The 23,675-nt window shown below is 63.2% G+C and carries 27 protein-coding genes and 1 pseudogene; 18 read left to right on the plus strand and 10 right to left on the minus strand.

Features of this window, described 5'->3' with window-relative positions:
* Window positions 1-24: 24 nt before the first annotated feature.
* The 3 genes from RAM60_RS10840 to dsrE2 form a co-directional block, all read right to left on the minus strand.
* Entirely contained in the window at window positions 25-1,317 is a 1,293-nt protein-coding gene (locus RAM60_RS10840; protein WP_369026751.1) for an OmpP1/FadL family transporter, read from the minus strand.
* An 80-nt stretch (window positions 1,318-1,397) separates the two neighbouring features.
* Window positions 1,398-1,625, minus strand: a complete 228-nt coding sequence (locus RAM60_RS10845; RefSeq protein WP_200981390.1) for a sulfurtransferase TusA family protein — start codon at window positions 1,623-1,625, stop codon at window positions 1,398-1,400.
* Between the two features lie 15 nt (window positions 1,626-1,640).
* The gene (gene dsrE2, locus RAM60_RS10850) at window positions 1,641-2,150 is read right to left on the minus strand and encodes a sulfur carrier protein DsrE2 (protein ID WP_246449709.1); all 510 of its coding nucleotides are present in this window, start codon (window positions 2,148-2,150) and stop codon (window positions 1,641-1,643) included.
* Window positions 2,151-2,328: 178 nt separating this feature from the next.
* Here dsrE2 and RAM60_RS10855 point away from each other — a divergent pair, with 178 nt between their 5' ends.
* From RAM60_RS10855 to RAM60_RS10930, 16 genes and pseudogenes are all read left to right on the plus strand, one after another.
* Window positions 2,329-3,426 (plus strand): arginase family protein, encoded by a 1,098-nt coding sequence (locus RAM60_RS10855; protein WP_369026750.1) that lies wholly within the window; start codon window positions 2,329-2,331, stop codon window positions 3,424-3,426.
* A gap of 84 nt (window positions 3,427-3,510) precedes the next feature.
* Entirely contained in the window at window positions 3,511-4,539 is a 1,029-nt protein-coding gene (locus tag RAM60_RS10860) for a radical SAM protein (protein WP_369027340.1), read from the plus strand.
* Between the two features lie 25 nt (window positions 4,540-4,564).
* Entirely contained in the window at window positions 4,565-5,857 is a 1,293-nt protein-coding gene (locus tag RAM60_RS10865; RefSeq protein ID WP_369026749.1) for a radical SAM protein, read from the plus strand.
* A complete protein-coding gene (locus RAM60_RS10870) occupies window positions 5,857-6,918 on the plus strand; it encodes a lipoate--protein ligase family protein (RefSeq protein ID WP_369026748.1) in 1,062 nt (353 codons plus the stop codon). The genes RAM60_RS10865 and RAM60_RS10870 overlap by 1 nt, the downstream gene beginning before the upstream one ends.
* Entirely contained in the window at window positions 6,915-7,613 is a 699-nt protein-coding gene (locus tag RAM60_RS10875; RefSeq protein WP_369026747.1) for a hypothetical protein, read from the plus strand. The genes RAM60_RS10870 and RAM60_RS10875 overlap by 4 nt, the downstream gene beginning before the upstream one ends.
* 95 nt (window positions 7,614-7,708) lie before the next feature.
* Entirely contained in the window at window positions 7,709-8,089 is a 381-nt protein-coding gene (locus tag RAM60_RS10880) for a DsrE family protein (RefSeq protein WP_200981396.1), read from the plus strand.
* 10 nt (window positions 8,090-8,099) lie between these two features.
* A complete protein-coding gene (locus tag RAM60_RS10885; protein ID WP_200981397.1) occupies window positions 8,100-8,864 on the plus strand; it encodes a 4Fe-4S dicluster domain-containing protein in 765 nt (254 codons plus the stop codon).
* Window positions 8,865-9,586: 722 nt separating this feature from the next.
* Complete coding sequence (locus tag RAM60_RS10890) at window positions 9,587-10,264, plus strand: heterodisulfide reductase-related iron-sulfur binding cluster (protein WP_281388138.1); 678 nt, start codon at window positions 9,587-9,589, stop codon at window positions 10,262-10,264.
* Window positions 10,180-10,401 (plus strand): annotated as a pseudogene (locus tag RAM60_RS10895) (FAD-dependent oxidoreductase); the annotation flags it as partial. The gene RAM60_RS10890 and the pseudogene RAM60_RS10895, both read left to right, overlap by 85 nt.
* A gap of 48 nt (window positions 10,402-10,449) precedes the next feature.
* Window positions 10,450-11,310 carry an FAD-dependent oxidoreductase gene (locus tag RAM60_RS10900; protein ID WP_510640408.1) on the plus strand — a complete coding sequence of 287 codons (861 nt, stop codon included), beginning with the start codon at window positions 10,450-10,452 and terminating at the stop codon, window positions 11,308-11,310.
* A 4-nt stretch (window positions 11,311-11,314) separates the two neighbouring features.
* Complete coding sequence (locus RAM60_RS10905) at window positions 11,315-12,181, plus strand: hypothetical protein (protein ID WP_369026746.1); 867 nt, start codon at window positions 11,315-11,317, stop codon at window positions 12,179-12,181.
* 1 nt (window position 12,182) lies between these two features.
* On the plus strand, window positions 12,183-12,923 hold the full coding sequence (locus RAM60_RS10910) for a 4Fe-4S dicluster domain-containing protein (protein WP_369026745.1): 741 nt from the start codon (window positions 12,183-12,185) through the stop codon (window positions 12,921-12,923).
* A 9-nt stretch (window positions 12,924-12,932) separates the two neighbouring features.
* Window positions 12,933-13,871 (plus strand): CoB--CoM heterodisulfide reductase iron-sulfur subunit B family protein, encoded by a 939-nt coding sequence (locus tag RAM60_RS10915; RefSeq protein WP_369026744.1) that lies wholly within the window; start codon window positions 12,933-12,935, stop codon window positions 13,869-13,871.
* A 2-nt stretch (window positions 13,872-13,873) separates the two neighbouring features.
* Entirely contained in the window at window positions 13,874-14,314 is a 441-nt protein-coding gene (locus RAM60_RS10920; RefSeq protein WP_369026743.1) for a hypothetical protein, read from the plus strand.
* A 1-nt stretch (window position 14,315) separates the two neighbouring features.
* The gene (locus tag RAM60_RS10925; RefSeq protein ID WP_200981404.1) at window positions 14,316-14,753 is read left to right on the plus strand and encodes a glycine cleavage system protein H; all 438 of its coding nucleotides are present in this window, start codon (window positions 14,316-14,318) and stop codon (window positions 14,751-14,753) included.
* Between the two features lie 24 nt (window positions 14,754-14,777).
* Window positions 14,778-15,107: an ArsR/SmtB family transcription factor gene (locus RAM60_RS10930; protein WP_246449712.1), complete on the plus strand. Its 330-nt coding sequence runs from the start codon at window positions 14,778-14,780 to the stop codon at window positions 15,105-15,107.
* A gap of 12 nt (window positions 15,108-15,119) precedes the next feature.
* Here RAM60_RS10930 and RAM60_RS10935 read toward each other — a convergent pair whose 3' ends face one another.
* The 5 genes from RAM60_RS10935 to RAM60_RS10955 form a co-directional block, all read right to left on the minus strand.
* Window positions 15,120-15,458 carry a hypothetical protein gene (locus RAM60_RS10935; RefSeq protein ID WP_369026742.1) on the minus strand — a complete coding sequence of 113 codons (339 nt, stop codon included), beginning with the start codon at window positions 15,456-15,458 and terminating at the stop codon, window positions 15,120-15,122.
* A complete protein-coding gene (locus RAM60_RS10940) occupies window positions 15,455-17,272 on the minus strand; it encodes a SulP family inorganic anion transporter (protein ID WP_369026741.1) in 1,818 nt (605 codons plus the stop codon). Before RAM60_RS10940 ends, RAM60_RS10935 begins: the two co-directional genes overlap by 4 nt.
* 16 nt (window positions 17,273-17,288) lie before the next feature.
* Window positions 17,289-17,696, minus strand: coding sequence for a protein tyrosine phosphatase family protein (locus RAM60_RS10945; RefSeq protein WP_369026740.1), 408 nt, complete (start codon window positions 17,694-17,696; stop codon window positions 17,289-17,291).
* Window positions 17,697-17,765: 69 nt separating this feature from the next.
* On the minus strand, window positions 17,766-17,966 hold the full coding sequence (locus tag RAM60_RS10950) for a YgaP family membrane protein (RefSeq protein WP_200981408.1): 201 nt from the start codon (window positions 17,964-17,966) through the stop codon (window positions 17,766-17,768).
* Between the two features lie 24 nt (window positions 17,967-17,990).
* Entirely contained in the window at window positions 17,991-18,926 is a 936-nt protein-coding gene (locus tag RAM60_RS10955; protein WP_510639734.1) for an MBL fold metallo-hydrolase, read from the minus strand.
* Window positions 18,927-19,045: 119 nt separating this feature from the next.
* Here RAM60_RS10955 and moaA point away from each other — a divergent pair, with 119 nt between their 5' ends.
* Both moaA and RAM60_RS10965 read left to right on the plus strand, forming a co-directional pair.
* Window positions 19,046-20,083, plus strand: a complete 1,038-nt coding sequence (gene moaA, locus RAM60_RS10960) for a GTP 3',8-cyclase MoaA (RefSeq protein WP_369026738.1) — start codon at window positions 19,046-19,048, stop codon at window positions 20,081-20,083.
* A 10-nt stretch (window positions 20,084-20,093) separates the two neighbouring features.
* Complete coding sequence (locus RAM60_RS10965) at window positions 20,094-21,278, plus strand: molybdopterin molybdotransferase MoeA (RefSeq protein ID WP_369026737.1); 1,185 nt, start codon at window positions 20,094-20,096, stop codon at window positions 21,276-21,278.
* Here RAM60_RS10965 and speB read toward each other — a convergent pair.
* Together speB and gabD are read right to left on the minus strand one after the other, a co-directional pair.
* Entirely contained in the window at window positions 21,275-22,228 is a 954-nt protein-coding gene (gene speB / locus RAM60_RS10970) for an agmatinase (protein WP_369026736.1), read from the minus strand. The genes RAM60_RS10965 and speB overlap by 4 nt on opposite strands.
* 4 nt (window positions 22,229-22,232) lie before the next feature.
* Window positions 22,233-23,675, minus strand: coding sequence for an NADP-dependent succinate-semialdehyde dehydrogenase (gene gabD, locus RAM60_RS10975; RefSeq protein ID WP_369026735.1), 1,443 nt, complete (start codon window positions 23,673-23,675; stop codon window positions 22,233-22,235).

Raw genomic sequence — 23,675 nt, forward strand, 5'->3', positions numbered from 1 at the left:
GCGACCTGGCAAAAGCTGTCGACCTCAGAGCTTGAATTTGAGGCCCACCGTCAATTCGAGCTGGTTCATCTCGATCTTGATGTCGCGCCCGGGATTGGGTCCGAGCGGGGTTATCTCAATCCCGTTCACGCTTTCGTTGGGCGCGTACATCACCGCGAATTCGAGATCGGTGCTCGAGCCGAGGCCGAAGCTGGCGCCGGCGGTGAAGTGGTTCTGGACCACGCCCGGAGCGAGCACGTTGACCGTTACGTCGCCGCCGGAGATCGGCTGTGAATTGTGCGAGTAGCCGACACGGAAAGCGGTCCGGTCGTCGGGTCGGTATTCGGCACCGATCTTCCAGGCATCGACATCGTCCCAGCCGAAGCCGGGCCCGCCGTCCGAACCGAAAGGTTGCTGCACCGTCATCGGGTTATGCACCGCAGGAACGTCAGAATAGTTGATCCGGCGATAGTCGGCCATCAGCGTCAGTTGCGGCGTCGCGTCGACCGCCACGCCGACCTGCCAGCTGGACGGGATATCGAAGCTGCCCTGACCTTCGAACAGTCCGGCATATTCGTCGAACCTGCTCATATTGAACTTGGTCTGGTACGCCCCGCCGACGCGGAAGCCGGGGGCGGGTTCGACCTCAATGCCGATACGTCCGCCGAAACCGGTGGAGTAGGACTGGCCGTTGTCGGACAGGTTCGACGGATCCTGCGACACGCCGCCAAACGCCATGATGCCACGGCCGCGGAAACGCTGGAGCGCGAAGATCGGCGAAACACCGACCTTCACCGCGCCGAAATCGTGCGCATAGGCGGCAGCGAAGAACATCTGGATCAGGTTTACACCCGACTTGCCGCCGCAGAACACGCCGTTCGTCGCCGGAAACGGGGGCGATGCGCAAGCCGGATTGGCAACAGCACTATAGTTGGTGTTGAGGCCGCCATTGCCGCTCAACGAAAAGCCCAGCGTCCCCGCGTCGCCGACCTTGTAGGCCATGGCGAAGTTAGGGATGGGGAAGATATCCACATTGCTGTCGGTTTTGCCGTCGGGAAGGAATCCCGGCCCGCCGGTGACCACGAAGTCGCGGTTCGGGTTGAACAGTGAGATGGCGACGTCGATCTCGCTATGCTCGAGACCGGCAATGCCTGCAGGATTGAGGTTGATTGCCGTCGCATCGCGGGAGTCCGCGACGCCGGCACCGGCAACCGCCTTGCTGCGCGCGCCCACGCCATTGGAGAAATAGCCTTCGGTCGCGTGAGCCGAGGTGGCTCCGAGTGCCAGTGCGAGAAGCGCAGCGCAGCTCTTCGCTTGCGCCGAAATGGACATCCTCATCGTGTTCTCCCCGAATTACGTATGTTATTCCGTATTTTACCTCGTCATTTGTTCTTGCTGGCCGGTGTCCCGCTTGCGCGTCACACAACCCGTTCGATGATGAAGCGATAGACGCCGCCGTCCTCGCCGCTTTCGAGCAGCTTGTTGCCGGTCGTGCGCGAGAAGGCCTCGAAGTCCTTCACCGACCCCGGGTCGGTGGCGAGAATCTCGAGCGTTTGTCCGTTGCCGAGTTCCTTCAATGCCTTCTTGGCCTTGAGGATGGGGAGCGGGCAATTGAGACCCTTCGCGTCGAGCGTTGCGTCGGCCATGAATAATTCTCCGGATTACATGTACAGATTGATGTCGGACTGGAGCGCGGATTCCATCCAGGTCGCCGCGCCGCCGATCTCGATATCATCGATCATATCTTCCTTCTTCATTTCGAAGAGGTCGAGGGTCATCTGGCAAGCGATCATGCGCACGTCGGACAGGACGGCGGCTTCGCGCAGTTCTTCGATCGAGGCGACACCCTTCTTCTTGATCATGTTCTTCATCATGGCGGTGGCGCCGCTGGTGACGCCCGGCAGCATGCCGACCATGTTGGGCATGCCCATGTGCATTCCCATCATCGGCATTTCCATGGCTGGGTTGCCCAGCGGCGAGACCTTGAGGTCGAGCTTCTTGTTGAGCAGGCCGAGACCATAGAAGGTGAAGAACATCGTCACCTCGACGTCCATCGCCGCGGCCGTCGTGCCGAGGATGAACGGAGGATAGGCCCAGTCGAGCGTGCCCTTCGTGCAGATGATCGTCATCTTCTTGGTGTTGTTGAGGTCGATACCACCTTCGGCCATCATCTCTCTCCGATCCGGCGCCCCAAGGCGCCTGCCATTAGCTATTGCTACATTAGCAAATGCGAAACTATAGCAAGGATCGAGGCTTGTCCATAGAACGCCTCGCGACGGGAGAGGACGACTGCAAGCGACGGCTGATCACGTCCGAAAGCCAGCCTTTCCGCGGTTCGCGCGGTCCGCGGTGTTCATCGGCGGGGAAGTCTACACCCGCCCATCCTTCGGTTCGAACCACCCATTATCCTTCACGAGGCAGGGCGCCGTGGTCGCAATGTGCGACTCGCTGGGATGGCTCGAGGCGGACGCTTGCCGCGAGGCCCCGCAAGCTGCGCCCGATGTTCTGAGACGCCTGCATGATGCCGCCTACATCGGCGCCCTCAGGTCGGCGAGCGAACTGGGCCGGGTCTCGGCCGAACAGCGCGAGCGCTATCGTTTCGGGACAATGGAGAACCCGCTTTTCCCTGGCCTGTTCGAACGAGCGGCCTCGACAGTCGGCGGTTCGATCCTCGCCGCGCAATTGGCGCTGGAGGGCAAGGTCGCCTTCCATCCTGCCGGCGGCACGCATCACGGCAAGCGCGATCGCGCGAGCGGCTTCTGCTATTTCAACGACCCCGCCTTCGCGGTCCTGACGTTCCTCGATGCCGGACTCGAACGAGTGCTCTACGTCGACGTCGATGCCCATCATGGCGATGGGGTCTTCGAGGCCTTCGCAGGCGACGATCGTGTCGCCTGTGTTTCGATCCACGAGACTGACCGCTGGCCGAACACCGGCTCGGCTGGCGAGCAGGATCCGCGCACGCTCAATGTGCCCGTGCCCTGGGGCGTCACCGACGACGAGTACGATCTCGTCATGGCGCAGCTGGTGCTGCCCTTCACCACGCGCTTTGCCCCGCAAGCGCTTGTCGTGACCTGTGGTGCTGACGCATTGCATGGCGACCCGCTGTCGAAGATGAAACTGAGCAACGGCGCTCTTTGGCGCGCGGTCCTCCAGCTCGTCGAGGCCGTACCTGCGAGCGTCGTTGTCGGCGGAGGCGGTTACAATCCCTGGACCACGGTGCGTTGCTGGGCCGGGCTGTGGGGCCTGCTCTCGGGGCGTGAGTTCCCGTCGGAGTTGCCACAGCGCGCGCGGACCCTGCTCGAAGGGTTCGACTCGGACCTGGTCGACGAGGACGAGATGGAATCCTTCTGGCACGATTCGCTCGCCGACCCGCCGATGCCCGGCGGGACGCGACCGGAGGTCGTGGAACTGTGCAAGGAAATCGCGGGAGCTCATGGGCTGTGAACCGTGCAAAGGCAGCCCTATACATTAGCTTTATCTAATGTATAACGAGGCAGAGTTCGTAAGGAGAGACGGGCTTTGGACTGGATGGAAAGACTGGAAGCGATCGAGCCGCTCGAGGATGCGGAGTTCGATCCCTCGCTCGTTTACGCGATGGAGGCCAATGCCGCCAAAGCGCTGTCCCGGCCGATCCGCTTCTCCACTCCGACCTTCAAGGAATACCAGAGCGACGAGCTCAAGGGCTGCGGCAAGAACAGCTTCCCCGCCTTCTCGATCACGGCGGGTGGCTGTGCGCTCAACTGCGACCATTGCCAGAAGAAGATCCTCGAGCCGATGATACCGGCGACCAGTCCCGAGATGCTGGAGCAGAAGGTCCGCGACCTCATCATGCTCCAGAACCTGCAGGGCTTCCTGCTGTCGGGCGGGTCCAACCGCCGCAACGAGATCCGCTACGAACGCTACCTCCCGGTGGTCGAGAAGCTGAAGAACGAATTCCCGCACCTGCGGGTCGCCATCCACACCGCCCTGCTCGACGAGACACTGGCCAAGAGCATGGAAAGCGCAGGCGTAGACACGGCCATGATGGACGTCATCGGGGCGCAGGAAACCATCAACCAGGTCTACAAGCTCGACCGCCCGGTCGAGGATTTCGAGGCCACACTTGCCGCGCTGTGCTCGACCTCGATGGAAGTCACGCCGCATATCGTCGTCGGCCTGCACTATGGCCAGATCCTCGGCGAGGCGAACGCGCTCGATATCATTGCGCGGCACGATGTCGGCTCGCTGGTGCTGGTGGTGATCATGCCGTTCTACGCCAAGCCGGGCACCTTCACGACGCCCTCCACTTCGGACGTCGGGCGCATCTTCATGGAAGCGCGGCGGCGCCTGCCCGACAAGCCGGTGCTGCTTGGCTGTGCCCGCCCGCCGGGCATGCACAAGCGTGTGACCGATGCCTATGCGGTCATGGCCGGCCTCGACGGCATCGCCTTCCCCGCCGACGGGGCGGTCGCGGTGTCGCAGGCGATCGGGCGCAACTTCGAACAGGAACACGCCTGCTGCTCCATCAAGCTGGGGCAGGCCGGCGAGAAGGCGATCGGAGTCGCCTGCGCCGCATGAGAGAGAAAACGGGAGAGTATCGCCGATGAGTTGCCTGAAGAACGAAAGCGAGCGCACTTCGATTACGGGCACGGGCGGCGCGGACTTCAATGCCGCGGTCGCCATGCAGCCGCGCGTCCCCGATTTCATCGCGCCCGAATTCCGCAACGGCGGCCGGGTCAAGAGCAGCGCGGTCCCGCCGACCGGCGTCTATCGCCCGAACAACAACATCCAGACGCCCAACATGACCTCGCCCGAGTATGTGCAGATCAGCACGGCGGCGGCGATGACGCTGGGGCTGATGCCCGGCTCGATGCACGGCTGTTCGTGCACCCGCTGCCTCAACCTGCTGCTGACCTATCCCGAAGGGTGCCGCGCCAATTGCGCCTATTGCGGCCTGGCCCGCCACCGCGAGGCGGATCGCGATTATGCCGACCGTAACTTCATCCGCGTCGACTGGCCTGCCGTGCCGATGGCGCAGATCGCCGAGATCGTCGGGCGCGACGGGGCCAAGAGCCCGTTTCACCGCATGTGCATCTCGATGATCACCCACCCCAAGTCGGACCAGGACACCTTTGCCGTCCTCAAGACCTGGACCGACCACGTCTCGCCCGACGACATCCCGGTCTCGATCCTTTCGAACCCCACGACCATGCAGCGCGCGGACGTGAAGAAGCTGCACGAGATGGGGTCCGACATCTTCACCGTCGCGCTCGATGCGGCGACGCCGGATATCTTCGACCGCGTGCGCGGCAAGGGCGTGCAGAGCCCGCACAACTGGGCGAAGTACTGGGAAATCCTCGAAGATGCGCGCGACATCTTCGGGCCGAAGAAGTTCGGCGCGCACATCATCGTCGGCATGGGCGAGACCGAGAGCGAAATCCTGCATCTCGTCCAGAAGCTCGTCGACATGGGCGGTCACAGCCACATGTTCTGCTTCTTTCCCGAGAAGGGCAGCCTGATGGACCACCTGCCGGCGACCCCGCGCGACCAGTGGCGGCGGGTACAGCTGGCCCGTTACATGATCGACTATTGCGGCGTGCGCGTGGAGCAGATGAAGTTCGACGAGCATGGCCGCGTGGTCGACTTCGGCCTGCCTTCTGCCGAGGTCGACATGATCATCGACACCGGCATCGCCTTCCGCACCAGCGGTTGCCCGGGCAAGTTCGCCGAGGACATTTCCGCCTGCGACCGCCCCTATGGCGACAGCCCCGTCTCCGACATCGCCAGCTATCCCTTCCAGCCGGAAGGAGCACACATGAAGAAGATCCGCACCCAGCTGGGCCGGGTCCGTCCGGGCGAGGAATACGAGCCCGGCGAAGAATTCGAGGAACTGTGATGGGCGCGAAGTTCAGGATCGTCGACACCGGGGTCCGCACGGGCCGCGAGAACATCGCACTCGACAAGGCGCTGATCGAGGCGCGGCTGGCAGGCGACATCGGCGACACGATCCGCTTCATCCAGTTCGAACCCTGCGCGCTGGTCGGCCGTCACCAGGACCTGGCGCAGGAGCTCAACCTCGACGCGTGCGCCGCGCGCGGCGTGCAGACCGTTCGCAGGATGACCGGCGGCGGGGCGATCTTCATGGACGGCGGCCAGCTCGGCTGGGCGCTGGTTTGCGACAAGCGCGTGTTCGGGCAGGTCACCCTCCCCGATGTCACGAGGCTCATCTGCGAAGGCATTGCCGCAGGGCTGTCGAAGCTCGGTGTCGATGCCCGCTTCCGTCCGCGCAACGATATCGAGATCGAGGGACGCAAGGTTTCCGGCACCGGTGGCTTCTTCGACGGCAATATCCTCATCTTCCAGGGCACGGTCATCCTCGACCTCGACCCGGCTGCGATGATGGCGGTGCTGAACGTCCCGCAAGCGAAGCTTGAAAAGCGTCAGCTGGCCGATGCCGGCGCGCGCGTGACCTCTCTCAAGGCGGAACTGGGCGAGATGCCTTCGCTCGACCGGGTGAAGATGCTGCTCATCGAGGGGCTCGAGGAAACGCTCGGCATCGAGACTTTTGCCGAGGAACTGACCGAGGGCGAACAGACCCGCGCCGACATCGCCTATGCCGAGGAAATCGGGACGCAGGAGTTCGTCGAGGAAATCTGCAACCCTGCGCGCGAGAAGGACGTGCTCACCGGCCAGAATCCCGCGCGCAACCTGACCGCCTACGTGCGGGTCGACGGCAACCAGGACAGCCGCATCCGCGAGGTCCTGTTCGTCGGCGACGTCTTCGTCACCCCGCCCCGCGCCCTGCTCGACCTGGAATCGCACCTCCGCGGAACGCAGCTCGAAGATGTCGAGCGCAAGACCGCGGAATTCTTCGAGGGTTCGGGCATCTCCATGCTCGGGCTGGAACCGCGCGACTTCGCTGCCGCGGTGATGGACGCAGCCTGCCAGCCAGCGTGAAGCAGCTAACCGTCATCCAGCATACTTCGGCCGATTATCTCGGCCTGATCGAGGACCACCTCGAAGGGCGGCAGATCCGCTTCCATTACCATCGCCCATTCACCGAGGCGGGGAAGGTCCCGCAATTCGCGCAGGTCGGTGACGGGCTGATCCTGCTCGGCGGGGGTCCTTGGGGAAGCGCGGGGGTGCGCGACGTACCAACGCTAGCCGAAGAAGTCGCGCTTGCGCGGGCCTGCTACATGAGCGGCGTGCCGATGATCGGCATCGGCCTTGGCGCCCAGATCGTGTCGCTTGCCTGCGACGGATCGGTCGAGGAAGCGCCACTCACCCTTACTGCAGAAGAAGCCGTCCGGGTCGCGGATGACGCGCTGGCGGGATTCATGCCCGAACGCTGGCTCAACCCTGTCTACATGCGCGACCGTCCGGTACCGCCGCCCTTTGCGCAGACCTTGGCAATCGATCCGGAGGGGCGCCCTGCAGCCTTCCAGGTCGGCACGAACATTTTCGGCTTCACGGGCCACCCCGGCTTCAAGCGCGCCATGGCCGAAGACCTCATCATGGAGTTCGAGGAAGTCCCCGAAAAGCCCGGCGCGGCGCTCGATGCCCTGGGCATGCGCAAGAACGACATCGCCGACGCGCTGGTCCCGATGATGACGGGAATCGTGCAGCTGACCGGCTGGATGGATGCGGGTTGAAAAGAAGCGGGTCCCTGCCCTTGCTTAATTAGTATATTCTAATATGATTGAGTCGCACGACCCCGGAATACGGGGCGGCAATGTGGAGAGAGAACATGGCCGACAAGCTCGTCATCATCATGGCGAACACCGATCCCGCCAACGGCGAGGAGCTGGGTGCACCCATTTTCCAGGCCACCGTGGCCGCGGCCATGGAATACGAGGTCGAGGTCATCTGCACCGCCACCTCGGGCAAACTGATGAAAAAGGGCGTCGCCGAAAAGCTGGTCGTGAAGCCCGGTTCGCCGAAGACGGTCTACGACTTCATCAAGGATGCGCACGACGCGGGGGTGAAATTCATGTGCTGCTCCCCCAACCTCGACCTGTTCGACATGACCAAGGACGATCTTATCCCCGAATGTTCGGACATCGTCGGAGGCGCCTACCTGATCGAACAGATCATGGAGGAAGACGACACCAAGGTGCTGACCTACTGAGGACGGGACGATGGGCGCGATAGACACTTCCACCCGTGTCGAGAAATACATCGGCGACCCCGTAGAGGGAACGCAGGAAGTTCCCCGCGCCAAGCTCGAGAAGATCTTCAACGACATCCAGTCGGACCTGCGCTTCGACCACGAGCTCAACGGCTGCCTCAATTGCGGCATCTGCACCGCAACCTGCCCCGCCGCCCACTATTACGACTTCAGCCCGCGCGAGATCGTCCAGCTGCTGTGGACCGAGAATCTCGAGGGCATCTACGACGCGATGCAGGAGAAGATCTGGTCGTGCGCCCAGTGCTACACCTGTGCGGCGCGCTGCCCTTTCGGCAATTCGCCCGGAGGCCTGGTGATGCTGATGCGCGAGGCGGCGATCAAGCACGGCATGGAAAGCGCCAAGAGCGTGCTGCGCCCCTTCAGCCGCGTCATGCTCAAGCTGATCTCGACCGGCAACCAGCTGTCCCCCGACATGATCAACCCCGACCATTTCGGTGACTGGGGTCCGAACATCTCGAAGATCGATGCGCCGCTGCAAGTGCTGCGCCGGGCCATCCCGATGCCCACGCTCAACACCATCAAGACCGCGTGGGAGACCAATCTCAAGACCTCGGTCGAACTCTACACGATCTGGGAGGAGAGCGGCGTTCTCGACCAGCTGGAGACCATCGACGAGAACCTTTTCGACGTGATCGAGGACATCATGGACGAGAAGCGGGACGAGTGGGACGAGTTCCTCGAGGACATGGAAGACGACGATGACGACGATGATTGAGGACAGGGCCCATGTCTGACCCGACACCTACCGACGGCGAACGCTTCACCGGCCACGGCGCCGAATGGCGCGACAGCAATCTGTCCGCCGCCGATGCCGCGCAGGCGACCAGCTGGGTCGAACAGAAGATCGACAAGCGTTCGATGCTCACCAACAAGGACCGCGTCCACGACATCCGCGATGCCATGTGGGAGCTGGAGAAGGACGGCCAGATCAAGGTCCACCGCGTCGAGGACCAGCACGCCCCGCGTATCGCCAAGACGCTCTACGGCTGGGAGAAGAAGATCCCGACCCGCCAGCTGTGGCATCACAAGAGCTGCGGCCAGTGCGGCAACATCCCGGGCTATCCCACGGCGCTGCTGTGGATGATGAACGAGATGGACATCCCCTATCTCGACGAGACCGACCAGACGAGCTGCACCGCCTGGAACTACCATGGTTCGGGCATCGGCAACATCGTCAGCCTCGCCGCGGTATTCCTGCGCAATTTCCACCAGGCCTATGTCTCGGCCAAGGCAGAGGGGTTGCCCGAGGGTTACTACTACCCGCTGGTCCACTGCGGCACCTCCTTCGGCAATTACAAGGAAGTGCGCGAGTACCTGCTGCTTTCCGCATCGCTGCGCGAGAAGGTCACCAAGATCCTCGGCAAGCTCGACCGGCTGGTCGACGGCAAGCTGCTGATCCCCGAAGAAATCGTCCATTATTCCGAGTGGGTCCACGCCATGCGCAAGGACATCGCCGCGCGGCAGGTGTTCGACGTTTCGAACGTGCGAGCCACGATCCACCCGGCCTGCCACGTCTACAAGATGATCCCGCAGGACGTGATCTACGACGACGAGGTGCTCGACGGTAATCGCGTCGCGGTCTCGACCGGCATCATCCAGGACCTCGGCGCACAGGTGATCGACTATTCGACGTGGTACGACTGCTGCGGCTTCGGCTTCCGCCACATCATTTCCGAACGCGAGTTCACCCGCAGCTTTGCCATCGATCGCAAGATCAAGGTCGCGGTCGACGAAGCGCATTCGGACGTGATGATCGGCCATGACACCGGCTGCATCACTACGCTCGACAAGAACCAGTGGATCGCCAAGGCGGACGAGCGCAACGCGGGCAAGGATTACTCGCTGCCCGTGATCGCCGACATCCAGTTCGCCGCGCTCGCCTGCGGTGCGCATCCCTACAAGATCGTCCAGTCGCACTGGCACGCTTCGCCGATGGAGCGCCTGTTCGAGAAGATGGGCATCGACTGGCAGGCGCGCGAGGCCGAGTTCAAGGAATACCTGGAGCAGGTGAAGGCGGGCAAGCAGGACAACCTCTACGACCCGCGCCGCCGCATCACCGGCGGCCCCGGCTACATCCCGCCCGAGAAACGCAAAGCAATCGAGGCACGTCCGTAATGAGCAAGCCCATCCTCGTCGTCGGCGGTGGTCCCGCCGGTCTCGCAGCCGCCCATTCGCTCGCCATCGCCGGGCAGCAGGTGGTGATCGTCGACAAGGCCGACCGCCTTGGTGGCGCGCCGATCCTCTCGGGCTACGCCAAACTCGCGCCGACTTTCGAGTGGGCGACGGACGCCATCGGCCCGATGGTCACCCGCGTGGTCGAGAACCCGGCGGTGACGGTCCACGTCAATGCGACTGTCAGCGACTTCTCGGGCGAACCGGGCGCCTTCACCGCAAAGCTTTCATCCGGTGAGAACGTGGACTGCGCCGCAGCCATGCTGTGCACCGGCTTCACCCACTTCGACAGCATCAACAAGCCCGAATGGGGCTTCGGCACCTTCCCCGACGTGGTCACCACCACGCAGGTCGAACAGATGATCTCCTCGGGCAAGGGCATCCGCCGCCCCAGCAATGGCGAGCCGCCCAAGCGCGTGGCAATCCTGCTCTGCGTCGGCAGCCGCGACCGCCAGATCGGGCGCGAATGGTGCTCCAAGATCTGCTGCACGGTTTCGGCCAAGATGGGCATGGAAATCCGCGAGGAACTGCCCGACTGCCACGTCTACATCTACTACATGGATATCCGAACCTTCGGACTCTACGAGGAAATCTACTGGCGCAGCCAGGAAGAGCACAAGGTCAAGTACATCAAGGCGCGCATCGCAGAGGTCACCAGCGATGGCGACAAAGTCATCGTCAAGGGCGAGGACACTTTGGTCAAGCGCCCGATCACCATCCCCTTCGACATGGTCGTCCACGCCATCGGCATGGATCCCAATGTCGACAACATGCTGATTTCCAGCATTTTCGGGGTCGAACTGCATCACTGGGGCTACATCAAGCGGCAGAACAACTACGGGATCGTGGGCGCTACCAATCGCCCGGGAGTGTTCGTTGCGGGTGCGGCCACCGGGCCGGAGACGATCGACGATTCCATCGCCCAAGGTACCGCTGCGGCAATGTCGCTCCTGACCTCCCTCGCCCCCCAGATGGAGGCTGCTGAATAGGATCATGGGCGCGCGGGCCAACCCTTCTGCCTACTACCCCGGCGAGATCGACCTCGCCGTGCGGCTCGACCTCGATGGCGAGCGGCTGGGCCAGGCATTGTCGGGAATGCTCGCGTCTGCCGAAGCGCATGGCGGGATCGAGAAGATCGTCGAAGCGCTCAATCTCAAGACCGAACTTTTCGCCGATGCCTTCGCCGACGGCGCGAAGGACCTGACGCCGGAGAACTTCCTCAAACTGCTGATGTTCATGCCGACCGTGCGCCGGCGGGTGGGCGGCTACCTCGAGGGTGCCAACTTCCTGCACATGAAGCAGGCTATCGGAGAACTCCTTGCAGAAGGCGACACTGACGAGCGCATCGCGCGCTTCACCGCCGCCTTTCCCGCCAGCAAGCGCCACCGCTGGGTGCGCGACCTTGCCTGCGAGATCCTCCACAATTCGCGCCGTGAACTCTACCCGCTGATGACCCGCTGGGTCTGGGATCACAAGGCGAACTCGGGCGTGCTGCGCGAAATCTGGTTCGCCGACGATGTCGACAACATGCTGATCGACGCGGCCGACAATTACGCGACCTTCCTCAAGCTGCGCGAGGAACTGGCCGGCTACCTGACCGACAACGGCGTCTTTCGCGACGTGCCCTGTTACGTCGATCTGGTCTGCGCGCAGGTCTACGCCGGCTACATCGCCAGCCAGGGCGGAGCCTTCCTCAAGGCCGATTTCGCGTCCGAGCAGGACAGCTTCCTGTTCGTCCTGCGCCTGCTCGGCCTCGACGGAGTGCAGGCCAAGGCCGCCGATGCCTCGGCTCGCGAGGAAGACGATGCGATCGACCTGTCCGACATCATGACGACCTCCCGCCTGATGGGGAACGCCTGACATGCCCATCCACGAAAAGAGCCTGATCCGTCCCGAGAACCTCTCGACCCACGACAATCTCGTGATCGACGGCGTGGACGTGTCGGGCGATTTCTCGACCTTCATCCGCAGCCGCGTGGTCACCGACTACAACGAGAACCTGCAGGACGAAATCGCCGCCATGCCGGGCGGCGAGTACATCCACCGCTGCTGGCAATGCGGCTCCTGCACCAACAGCTGCACGGTCAATGCCGAGAACCCGGACTTCAACCCGCGCTACTGGATCTACCTCATCCGCATGGGGATGGAGAGCGAGCTGCTGCGCGACAAGGACATCATCTGGCAGTGCGTCAGCTGCAACAAGTGCACCAGCGCCTGCCCGCGCGATGTCGTGCCCGAAGGGGTGATGAAGGCGACCGCGCACTGGCTCGAAATGAAGGGGCACACGCCCAAGTCGAACTCGCTGATCTTCGACGAGATATTCACCGACCAGGTGGTCGAATATGGCCGTATCGAGGACGGCAGGGTCCTCATGGAATTCATGAAGAAGACCGACCAGCCGCTGCTGCAGGACTGGCTGGTCGATCTCGTGAAGAAGCTGGTCAGCGGCCTGCCGCTCAAGGCGCTCAGCAAGATGGGCTGGTCGACGCTGTTCCACCCCAAGACTTCAGACTGGTCGAAGGCGCGCGATGCCCTTCGCGAACACATTGCCGAAGAAAAGGCCAAGCAGCACGAAGCGCTGGGCATGGACCCGGCCGAGTAGGATCGAGAGATGCAGGACAACCGCAAGGAACGGTACAAGACGGTCGCTTACTACCCCGGCTGCGCGCTGGAGGGTACCGGCCAGCCCTATGACATCTCGACCCGCGCGGTCGGCAAGAAGCTCGGCCTCAAGCTCGAGGAAGTGAAGGACTGGAACTGCTGCGGCGCGATGGAGGTCAAGAACATCGACCTCGAGGTGCAGACCTATCTTTCCTCACGGGTGATGAGCCAGGCGGTACACAAGAACAAGGCCGAGGTCGTGATGGCGCCGTGCAACGGTTGCTACCACAACCTCAAGAAGGCCGAATACGACCTCAGCCACAAGGAAAAGTCCAAGGCCACGGTCGAGAAGATCAGCGCCAAGGCCGGGCATGAAGCCTATCATCCGGGCGAGATCGAGACGATCCACGCGCTCGACTGGATCAAGTTCGGCTATGGCGAGGAAGAGCTCAAGGCCAAGATCAAGGGTGGCCTCAAGGGGCTGAAGGTCGCGAACTACTACGGCTGCATGTACACGCGTCCGCGCCACATTTTCCCCGAGAAGGGCCACGGCGGCGACAGCGAGAGCTTGAAGGATCCGCACTACATGGACGACCTGCTCGCCATCGCGGGGGCGGAGAATGTCGAATTCCCGCTGAAGACCGCCTGCTGCGGCGGGGCGCACACGCTGTCGGACAGCGACATGTCGACCAAGCTCGTGCTCAACATCCTCGAGGCGGCGGAAGCCGCGGGGGCCGAGGTTATCGCCACCGAATGCCCGACCTGCCATTCGGGCCTCGAAATGCACCAGATCCGCGCACTCAAGAAGCTGTCGAAGGATACCAAGGTCAAGGTCGTCTACTTCACCCAGCTGCTCGGCCTCGCCATGGGCCTGTCCCCGCGCAAGGTCGGGCTTCACGCCAATGTCTCGCAGTCGATCCCGCTCCTCAAAGCGAAGGGCATCGCCTGACCATGCGCAGCATCGCCGAGATCGAGCAGTGGCTGGAGACGGGTGAACGCTCGCCCGACCCGCTCGACCATGCGGCAGAGCTGCTCGAGGCGAGCGAAGAGGTACTTGAGAACTGGATCGTCGCCCACGGCGGCACCCCTACCGACGAGATGCGCGAGGGGTTTCGTCTGCTTGCACTCCACCGCCAGGGTGCGAAGGGCGATCCGAGTTTCAACGCCTGCCGCGAGACCTGTCGCGAGGTCGCCTATCACTACAATCTCGTCAGTATGAACGCCGCCGACCCCGGTATCGCGAGCACTGTCGCCATGATGCGTCTGGTGACAAAGCACTTGGTGCTGTTTATCGGTGGGAAGCTTCAGGAAGCGGGTCTGGGGGACTTCTGCTGCTCCTCGCGCCCGATCAGATCCAAGCCCGACCGCAAAGTCGACTATCTGGGAGTGTAACATGCCAAGCGTACGCGGATGCAACCTGCCCGACGACCTGCTCTACGACGTCGACAACCACATCTGGATCAAGGAAGAAGGCGACGGCAACATCCGCATCGGGATGACCGCCGTGGCGGTCGCCCTCGCCGGCGAACTGGTCGCCTTCACGCCGAAGAAGCCGGGCAAGGAAATCAAGGCCGGGCGCTCCTGCGCGATCGTCGAAAGCGGCAAGTGGGTCGGTCCGGCCAAGACGCAGGCCGGCGGCGAAATCGTCGCCGTGAACGAAGACCTGGTGGCCAAGCCAAGCCTTGCCAACGAGGATCCCTACGCGAACTGGATGGTCATTCTTGCGCCGGAGGACTGGGACAGCGTAAAGGGCAGTCTCACGCCCGGTAGCGAAGTTGCCGGACCCTACGAAGCGAAGATGGATGAAGACGGGTTCGCCGGTTGCGGCTGATGCCCGCATTTGAAGGAACGGCAAGTGGAACTTCCACTGGAATTGATGAAGGAAAATGCCGGTCGCGCTTCGGCCTTGCTGAAGTCGATGGCCAATGAATCGCGCCTGATGATCCTGTGCCAGCTGTCGCAGCAGGAAATGACCGTCGGCGACCTGACCAAGAAGATCGAACTTTCGCAATCAGCCCTGTCGCAGCACCTTGGAATCCTTCGGCGGGAGAAGCTGGTGAAGACCCGGCGGGAATCGCAATACGTCTGGTATTCCATCGATAGCGAGGACGCGAAGGCCGTGATCGGTACGCTCTACGACCTGTTCTGCGCCGAGTGCGAGATCGACAACAAGGCTAATTGCTAGAACCAGCCCATTTCACAGGCAGTGGATCAGCACCCTGATCCTCGCCTCGTGAAATGCTTTCCAGCGATCCATGATCCGTTGCTCGACGACCTCGTCGGCAGGTGACGCGGCCGCTGCGTGGAACGCGTCGATAAGGGGAAGCAGCTGATCCTTGAGCTCGATTGTTCGCAAGTCCCCTGGCGTCCAGCCGATGTAGAGCGCATCGTGCCGCAGCTTCTCAGGGTCGCCGATCGCTGCCGCCATTTCCGCCAGCTTGCGGACACGAACGAGGTCTTCGCGCGCCAGATGTGCCTGGAAATAGCTGTCGGACCGATCGGCAATCCCGCGCAAATAGGTTTCGAGGAGCGTCACTTTGCACCTCCGGTCACGATATCGGGCTTCGACAGATGTCCCTCGCTGGCGGCAGCCGGCGCAAGTTTTTCGAACGCCTCGTTCTGCGACAGGAATATCTTCCCGCGCAGCTCGTCGAGCAGGTTCGATCGCGCGAGGCGATCCATCACCGGTCCCTTCACTTCGGACAGGTGCAGTATCACGCCCGAATCCGCGAGGCGGCGATTGAGCGCCTCGAGCATTTCGAGACCCGTTGCATCAACCCAGTTCACCGCCGAACACATCAGCACCAGCTCGCGCACTTCGGGGTTCTTGGCCACCTGGTCGAAAACGAAATCCTCGAACCAGCGCGAGTTGAGATAGGTCAGCGATTCATCGATCCGGATGGTCAGCAGGTGCGGAGCGACCAGCACCTCGTGCCGGCGCACATTGCGGAAATGCTCGGAATGGGGGATGCGTCCGACGACCGCGGCGTGCGGCCGCGAGGCGTGCCACACCAGCAGGGCGAGGCTTATCGCCACCCCCGCCAGAACACCCGTCTCGACGCCGTCGGCAAGGGTGATGGCGATCGTCGCTGCAATGCCGGCAAAATCGCGCTTCGAATAGCGCCAGAGCTCGCGCGGTTTGTCCAAGTCGACCAGCGAGAGGACGGCCACGATGATGGTCGCGGCCAGTGTCGCAAGCGGCAGGTAGAACAGGAACGGCGTCAGCAGGATCGAGGCAAGCGCCATGCCGATAGCGGTGTAGGCACCCGACGCCGGCGTTTCCGCGCCCGCATCGTAGTTTACGACCGAGCGCGAGAAACCACCCGTTACGGGAAATCCCCCCGACATCGACGAAAGCACGTTGGCCGAACCGAGAGCCACCAGTTCCTGGTCGGGGTCGATCCTGCGACGGCGTTTGGCCGCCAGCGTCTGCGCGACCGATATCGACTCGACGAAACCGATTATCGCGATGAACAGCGACCCGACGAGAAGCTTGGACCACAACACCGGATCCCACTGCGGGAACGCTAGATGAGGCAAGCCAACCGGAATATCTCCCACCGTCTTGACGCCCTTTGCAGGCAAGTCTGCCGCCGCGACGACAATGGTTGTCAGGAGGATGGCGACCGCGGGCGCCGCCTTGGCCATCAATCCCGCAGCCTGCCGGCGGATCCCCCGCCTGACGAGGAAAAGCTTCAGACTGCTCCGCGCCCATACGAGGAAGAGGATCGTGCCGAGACCGACGCCAAGAGTGTAAGGATTGGCATCTCCCGCATGCCTGAGCAGGGTGCTGCCGATCGCATAGAGATCCTCTCCTTCCGCCTTCACCCCAAGGATGTGCTTGAGCTGGCTGGCAGCGATCAGGATGCCGCTGGCGCTGATGAAGCCGCTCACCACCGGATGGGAGAGCAGGTTGGCGAGAAACCCCAGCCTGAAGATGCCCATAGCGAGCAACATCAGGCCTGAAATCATCGCCAGCGCGATTGCAGCGGCGAGATATTCGGGCGAACCGGCCGTCGCCACGCCGCCTGCCGCTGCGGCGGTCATCAGGGAAATGACGGCGACGGGCCCGACCGAGAGGACCCGGCTGGTCCCGAACACGGCATAGGCGAGGAGCGGCAAGAGCGAGGCGTAGAGACCGACGACCGGCGGCAACCCGGCGAGGAGGGCATAGGCCAGGCTCTGAGGAATGAGCATGACGGTGACGATCACCGCAGCGACCAGGTCACGCGATAGCGCCAGCCGGCTGTAGGTGCGGCTCCATTCTAGAATGGGAAAATAGCGCCGCAGCGACGCCAACCCGCCCACCGACGCGGAGGTCTTGGCGGCGGGAGGCGTATCCTGGAGCATCAGGCCCGTGGAGGTTTCACAGCCTGGGGCGAAGCATGGCGAGATCGTAGCCCGCGTCGGTGGCGCATTTGATCCGGTCGTCTGCGCTCAACCCGTGAGGATTGGCGACCATCCACAGCGCTGTGGCCCGCTGGCCGCTGCCGCAATAGGCGAGGACCGGACCGTCGGCCTCGGCAATCGCCTTGCGTTGGGCTTCGACCGCCTCGGGAGTAATGCCGCCCGGCACGATCGGGTTATGGACGAATTCCAGACCCGCGGCCTCGACCGCGGCGCGCACGTCATCTGCACAGGGCTGGTCGGGCTTTTCCCCATCGGGGCGATTGCAGATGATCCGCGCGAAGCCCTGCGCCTTGATCGCTTCGATGTCGGCGGGTGTTATCTGGCCGCGGACGCTAAGCCCTTCGGTAAGCTGCTTGCATTCCATGTAGGGGTTCCTTTGCGGGTTTTCCTGTCCGCCTGCTCGGCGGTCACCAACGGATTCTCGTCTGAAGCTTCAATTCCTGCAGGTACTGAGGCCGAGCGGCTTGTAGAGCGGACAAAAGCCGACAATGCTGGTAAGGACGAAGATTGCGGCGACTGCCCCGGCCACGATGGCAAGTGTCCCGGAGATTGTTCCGGTCAACAGTAGGTAGGCCAGCACGACTGCCACGATAAGACGCAGTGTCCGGTCGATCGAGCCCATGTTCTTGACCATAATCTCTCTCCTTCTCAGCCGGCCCTACACGGCGTTGACCGGTATCTTGATGTAGCTGACCCCATTGTCCTCGGGATCGGGGAGCCGCCCGCCGCGGATGTTCACCTGCACGCTGGGCATGATCAGCTTGGGCATGGCGAGCGTCTTGTCGCGTGCCGTCCGCATGGCGACGAACTCGTCCTCGCTCACGCCGTCCCTCACGTGGACGTTGCCGGTTCGCTGGAGACCGACGGTGGTCTCCCACGCGTACTCGTCGCGTCCCGGGGCCTTGTAGTCGTGGCACAGGAACAGGCGCGTATCCTCGGGCAAGGCGAGCAGCCGACGAATGGAGCGGAACAACTCTCGCGCATCGCCGCCAGGAAAGTCTGCGCGCGCGGTGCCGAAGTCCGGCATGAAGATGGTGTCGCCGACGAAAGCCGCGTCGCCAATGACGAAAGCCATGTCTGCAGGCGTGTGTCCCGGTACATGCAGGGCGATCGCATCGATCGTCCCGAGCTTGAATGTCTCGCCATCGTCGAACAGGCGGTCGAATTGCGAGCCGTCGCGCTGGAAGTCGGTGCCGGCATTGAACAACTTGCCGAATACGTCCTGCACCCGAATGATGTCGCGTCCGATAGCCAGCTTTCCGCCGAGTTCGCCCTGAAGATATGGGGCGGCAGAAATGTGGTCGGCATGGGCATGCGTCTCGATCAGCCATTCGACCTTGAGGTCGTTTTTGTGCACGTATTCGACGATCAGGTTCGCCGAGCCGTGCGAGGTTCGTCCCGCCGCCGCATCGTAGTCGAGAACCGAGTCGATGATCGCGGCGACATTGGTCGCCGGGTCATGGACGACATAGCTGACGGTATTGGTCGCCTCGTCGAAGAAACCCGCGATCGAAGGCCGCTTGGCCTTGTCGGCGTGCGCTTCTTCGATCTGCCTTGCGGCTGTCGCGAGGACGGTGTCGCTTGAAAAGTCCATCACTGCCTCTGTCATATTATGATTATCTAATATACGATCCATCCGAGTCAATGTCGGGCGGACTTTTGTAACTGGATGCACCCTCGCCACGAAGGCCCATAGTGTATAGGACAGCCGCGATGGCCCGCTTCGATCCCGATTTCCCACTGCCCAAGATCAGCTCCGGAACTGGGCCGGGGGGATTGCTGGACAATTTCGGCCGCCGCTTTGCCTATCTGCGCGTTTCGCTAACCGACCGCTGCAATTTCCGCTGCACGTACTGCCTTCCCAAGGGATACCAGAAACCGGCCGATGCGCCGAGCGAGCTCTCACGTGAAGAATTTCGTCGGGCGGTGGAAGCCTTTGCTCGGCTCGGCGTCTGGAAAGTGCGGCTGACGGGAGGCGAGCCGACCGTGCGCCGGGACTTTTCGGAAATCGCCAGGGACATGGCGAACATTGCAGGCGTGCGGCGCGTCGCGATGACGACAAACGGCTATCGCCTTGCGCGTGAGGCGCGGGACTGGCGCGCAGCAGGTGTCGGTGCCGTCAACGTCAGCGTGGACACGCTCGATCCCAAGGCCTTCGCGGCCATCACGGGACATGACCGGCTGACAGAGATCCTACGCGGCGTCGACGCCGCTATCGAGGCGCAGTTCGATGCGGTGAAGATCAACGCCGTACTAATGGACGGTACCGAGCCGGGCGATCTCGCTGACATTCTGGATTTCATTCGCGAGCGCGATGTCTCGTGGCGTTTCATCGAGCTGATGCGCACCAACGATAATGCGGCCTTCCATCTGCAGAATTCGCGTACAAGCGAGCGGCTGCGCGCGGCATTGGTTGCTGCCGGGTGGACCGTCCAGCCCAAGGCACCCGGCGCTGGCCCTTCGATCGACCTCTCGCATCCCGACTATCGCGGCACCATCGGCATCATCGCCCCCTATGCCTCGGGCTTCTGCGACAGCTGCAACCGCCTTCGCCTGTCGAGTCGCGGCAAGCTCCACCTGTGCCTGTTCGGCGAGGCGGGGATCGACCTGCGCGACCTGCTCCAGCACGACGGACAGATCGACGAACTAGTCGAACGCATCCGTTCGGCGATGCCACACAAGACGCTGGGGCACAGGCTGCACGATCAAGACAGCGGCCAGACTCCGCATCTCGCCTCCATCGGCGGGTGATCTTCCGGCCATGCTGACTTTCGACGAAGCGATTGCGCTGCTCGAAACCGTAGTCGCACCGCTCCGGTCCGAAACTTTGCCAATAGCGGCAGCCGCAGACCGCTTTCTTGCGAAGCCACTGGCAGCACGTTCGGCTTCTCCCGCCCGGACGGTGTCCGCGATGGATGGCTATGCGATCAGCGGCGGCACCGGGGCTGCGGGACGATGGTTCGACCTCGTCGGGGAAAATCGACCGGGTGCGGAAGACCCCGGTTCGATCGCTCAGGATCAGACCGTCCGGGTTCTGACAGGTGCTCCCGTGCCGCAAGGGACCGATTGCGTCGTCATGCAGGAATATGCCGAGCGCGACGGCTCGCGGGTGCGCTTTGCCGAGGGATACGGCCCCGCCACCCACATCCGCGCTGCGGGCAGCGATTTTGCAGCGGGCGACGTACTTGTCGCTGCGGGCGAAAGGCTGACGCCGCGCGCCATGATTGCTGCGGCCGCAGCTGACAGGGCCGACTGTACGGTCTCGGCTAGGCCGCGCGTGGCAGTCATCGCGACGGGAGACGAATTGGCGCCTCCCGGCACCTCGGCCGATCGTCCTGGCTCGGTCCCGGAATCCGCCAGCTACGGGGTCGCGGCGCTTTGCGAAGCCATGGGCGGTGACGTCCTTGGTCGTTTCCATGGCCGAGACACTATCGACGAACTAGAGAGGATTGCTGGCGAGGCACTGGCCATTTCCGACTGCATCATCGTCACCGGGGGCGCATCGGTCGGCGACTACGACCTCGCGCGCCCAATGTTCGAAAGACACGGGCTCGAGCTCGTCTTCGGGCGAATTGCGATCAAGCCCGGCAAACCTGTCTGGCTGGGTAAGGCGGGAAAGAAGCTCGTCCTCGGGCTGCCGGGAAATCCTACCTCGGCCATGGTGACGGCCCGCCTGTTCCTCCAGCCCTTGCTAGCGGCAATGCAGGGCGGCACGATTGCGCGGCAGTTGTGCTTCGTGCCGATGCCGCTCGGCGCATCGCTGCCCCGATCGGACTCGCGCGAAACCTTCGTGCGGGCGCGGAGCAGCGCCCAAGGCCTCGTGCCTGCGGAGAACCAGGAAAGCGGGGCGCAATCCCCGCTCGTTACTGCCGACTGGCTGATCCGCCGTCCTGCAAACTCGCCGCCCGCCGCGGCGGGCGATCTCGTCCTCGCCCTGCCCTTCTAGACCGCCATCAGCGCGACGCAGTGTAAGGCCACCGTTGCCGCCGCGAGCGCGGTAATGTCGCCTGAATCGTAAGCCGGTGCGACCTCGACCACATCCGCACCACGGATATCCAGTCCGCCCAGACGGCGCAGGATGGAAAAGGTCTTCGCCGTGCTTGGTCCTCCGGCAACCGGTGTTCCCGTGCCAGGGGCAAAGGCCGGATCGATGAAGTCGATATCGAAGGTCAGATAGGCAGGACGGTCGCCGACAGTGGCCTTCACATGCGCCGCGATCTCGTCCGCACTCATGCTCTCGACATCCTCGGCAGTGAGAACGTTGAAGCCGAGCGTGTCGCGATTGTTGGTCCTGATGCCGATCTGCACCGAGCGCGCCGGATCGACGATGTCCTGCTTCACCGCATGATAGAACATGGTGCCATGGTCGACCTCACCATCTTTGGCAGGCCAGGTGTCGGTATGGCTGTCGAAGTGGATCAGCGACAGCGGCTCCCCCACCTGCGCGGCCAGCGAGCGGATGACCGGCCAGGTGCAGAAGTGATCGCCGCCGAGCATCAGCGTACGCACGTCCTGCGCATGGATGGCGGCAAACTCTCGTTCGAGATCGTCGGCGACCTGCATCGGCGTGCCATAGGGCACCGAAAGGTCGCCATAATCGACCACTGCCAGCCGCTCGAACGGGTCGAAGTCCCAGCCCCAGACCGCATCCCAGGCGATCATCGCCGAACCCTGTCGCACGCTTCGCGGACCGTAGCGCGATCCGGGCCTGCCGGTCGTGGCAAGATCGAAGGGGATGCCCACCACGGCGACATCAGCCCCGGCGAGGTCCTTCGAGTAGCGGCGGCGCATGAAGCTCATCGCGCCCGAGAAGGTCGGCTCGATTACCGTTCCGTCCGCCCCACCCCTGCGGGTAAAAGCGAGGTCGGTCGGCAGCTTTGAATGCTCGTCGGCCATGGGATCAGATCGTCAGGCTGACGTACTTCATCTCGACATAGTCATCGATGCCGTACTTCGATCCCTCACGACCGAGACCCGATTGCTTGACCCCGCCGAAGGGCGCGACCTCGGTCGAGAGTATGCCCGAATTGACGCACACCATGCCGCTTTCGATCGCCTCCGCTACGCGCCAGACGCGCGAGAGGTTGGTCGAGTAGAAATAGGCGGCGAGGCCGAATTCGCTGTCGTTGGCCATGGCAATCGCCTCGTCCTCGGTCTCGAAGCGGATGACCGGAGCGAGCGGGCCGAAGGTTTCCTCGCTCGCGACCAGCATGTCCTGCGTCACGCCCGCGATCACGGTCGGCTCGAAAAACGTGCCGCCCAGGGGGTGCCGGTGTCCGCCCGCGAGCAGCGTGCCGCCCTTCGCGAGCGCGTCGGCGACGTGCTCTTCCACCTTGGCGATGGCATTGTCGTCGATCAGCGGGCCCTGCTCGGTCCCGTCGTCCATGCCGTTGCCGACCTTCAGCGCCTTGGCCCGCGCAGCAAGCTTTTCGACGAACTGGTCGTAGACGCCCGCCTGCACATAGAGGCGGTTGGTGCAGACGCAGGTCTGGCCCGAGTTGCGATATTTCGACGCCATGGCGCCATCGACCGCCGCATCGACATCGGCATCGTCGAACACGATGAAGGGCGCGTTCCCGCCGAGTTCGAGGCTGAGTTTCTTGATCGTGTCGGCGCTCTGGCGCATTAGCAGGCGACCGATCTCGGTCGATCCAGTGAAGGTCAGCTTGCGCACCAGCGGGTTCGAAGTCATCTCGCCACCGATATCGCGGGCGCTGCCGGTCACGACCGAGATGATCCCCTTGGGAATGCCCGCCTCTTCAGCCAGCACCGCCAGAGCGAGCGCCGAGTAAGGCGTCTGCGCCGCCGGCTTGATCACCATCGGACATCCGGCGGCAAGCGCCGGCCCTGCCTTGCGGGTGATCATGGCATTGGGGAAGTTCCACGGCGTGATGGCCGCCGTAACCCCGATCGGCTGTTTGAGAACGAGGATCCGCTTGTCCGCCATGTGGCCGGGAATGACGTCGCCGTAGAGGCGTTTTCCTTCCTCGGCGAACCACTCGATGAAGCTCGCCCCGTAGGCGATCTCACCGCGCGATTCCGCCAGGCTCTTGCCCTGCTCCATGGTCAGGAGGCGCGCGAGCTCCTCCTGGTTGTCGAGCATGAGCTGATACCAGCGGCGCAGGATCGCGGCGCGCTCCTTGGCAGTCTTGGCACGCCAAGCCGGGAACGCCGCCTGCGCCGCCTCGATCGCGCGGCGGGTCTCCGCGGCCCCGCAATTGGGGACCGTGCCAATCTTTTCGCCGGTAGCGGGATTGGTGACGTCAATGGTTTCGCCGCTATCGGCGGCGATCCATTCGCCGCCGATGTAGCAGGCCTCGCGCAGGAGCGGTGAGATGCTCAT

The sequence above is a fragment of the Qipengyuania sp. RANM35 genome, assembly GCF_041021145.2.
In the GTDB taxonomy this organism is placed as follows: Bacteria; Pseudomonadota; Alphaproteobacteria; order Sphingomonadales; family Sphingomonadaceae; genus Qipengyuania; species Qipengyuania soli.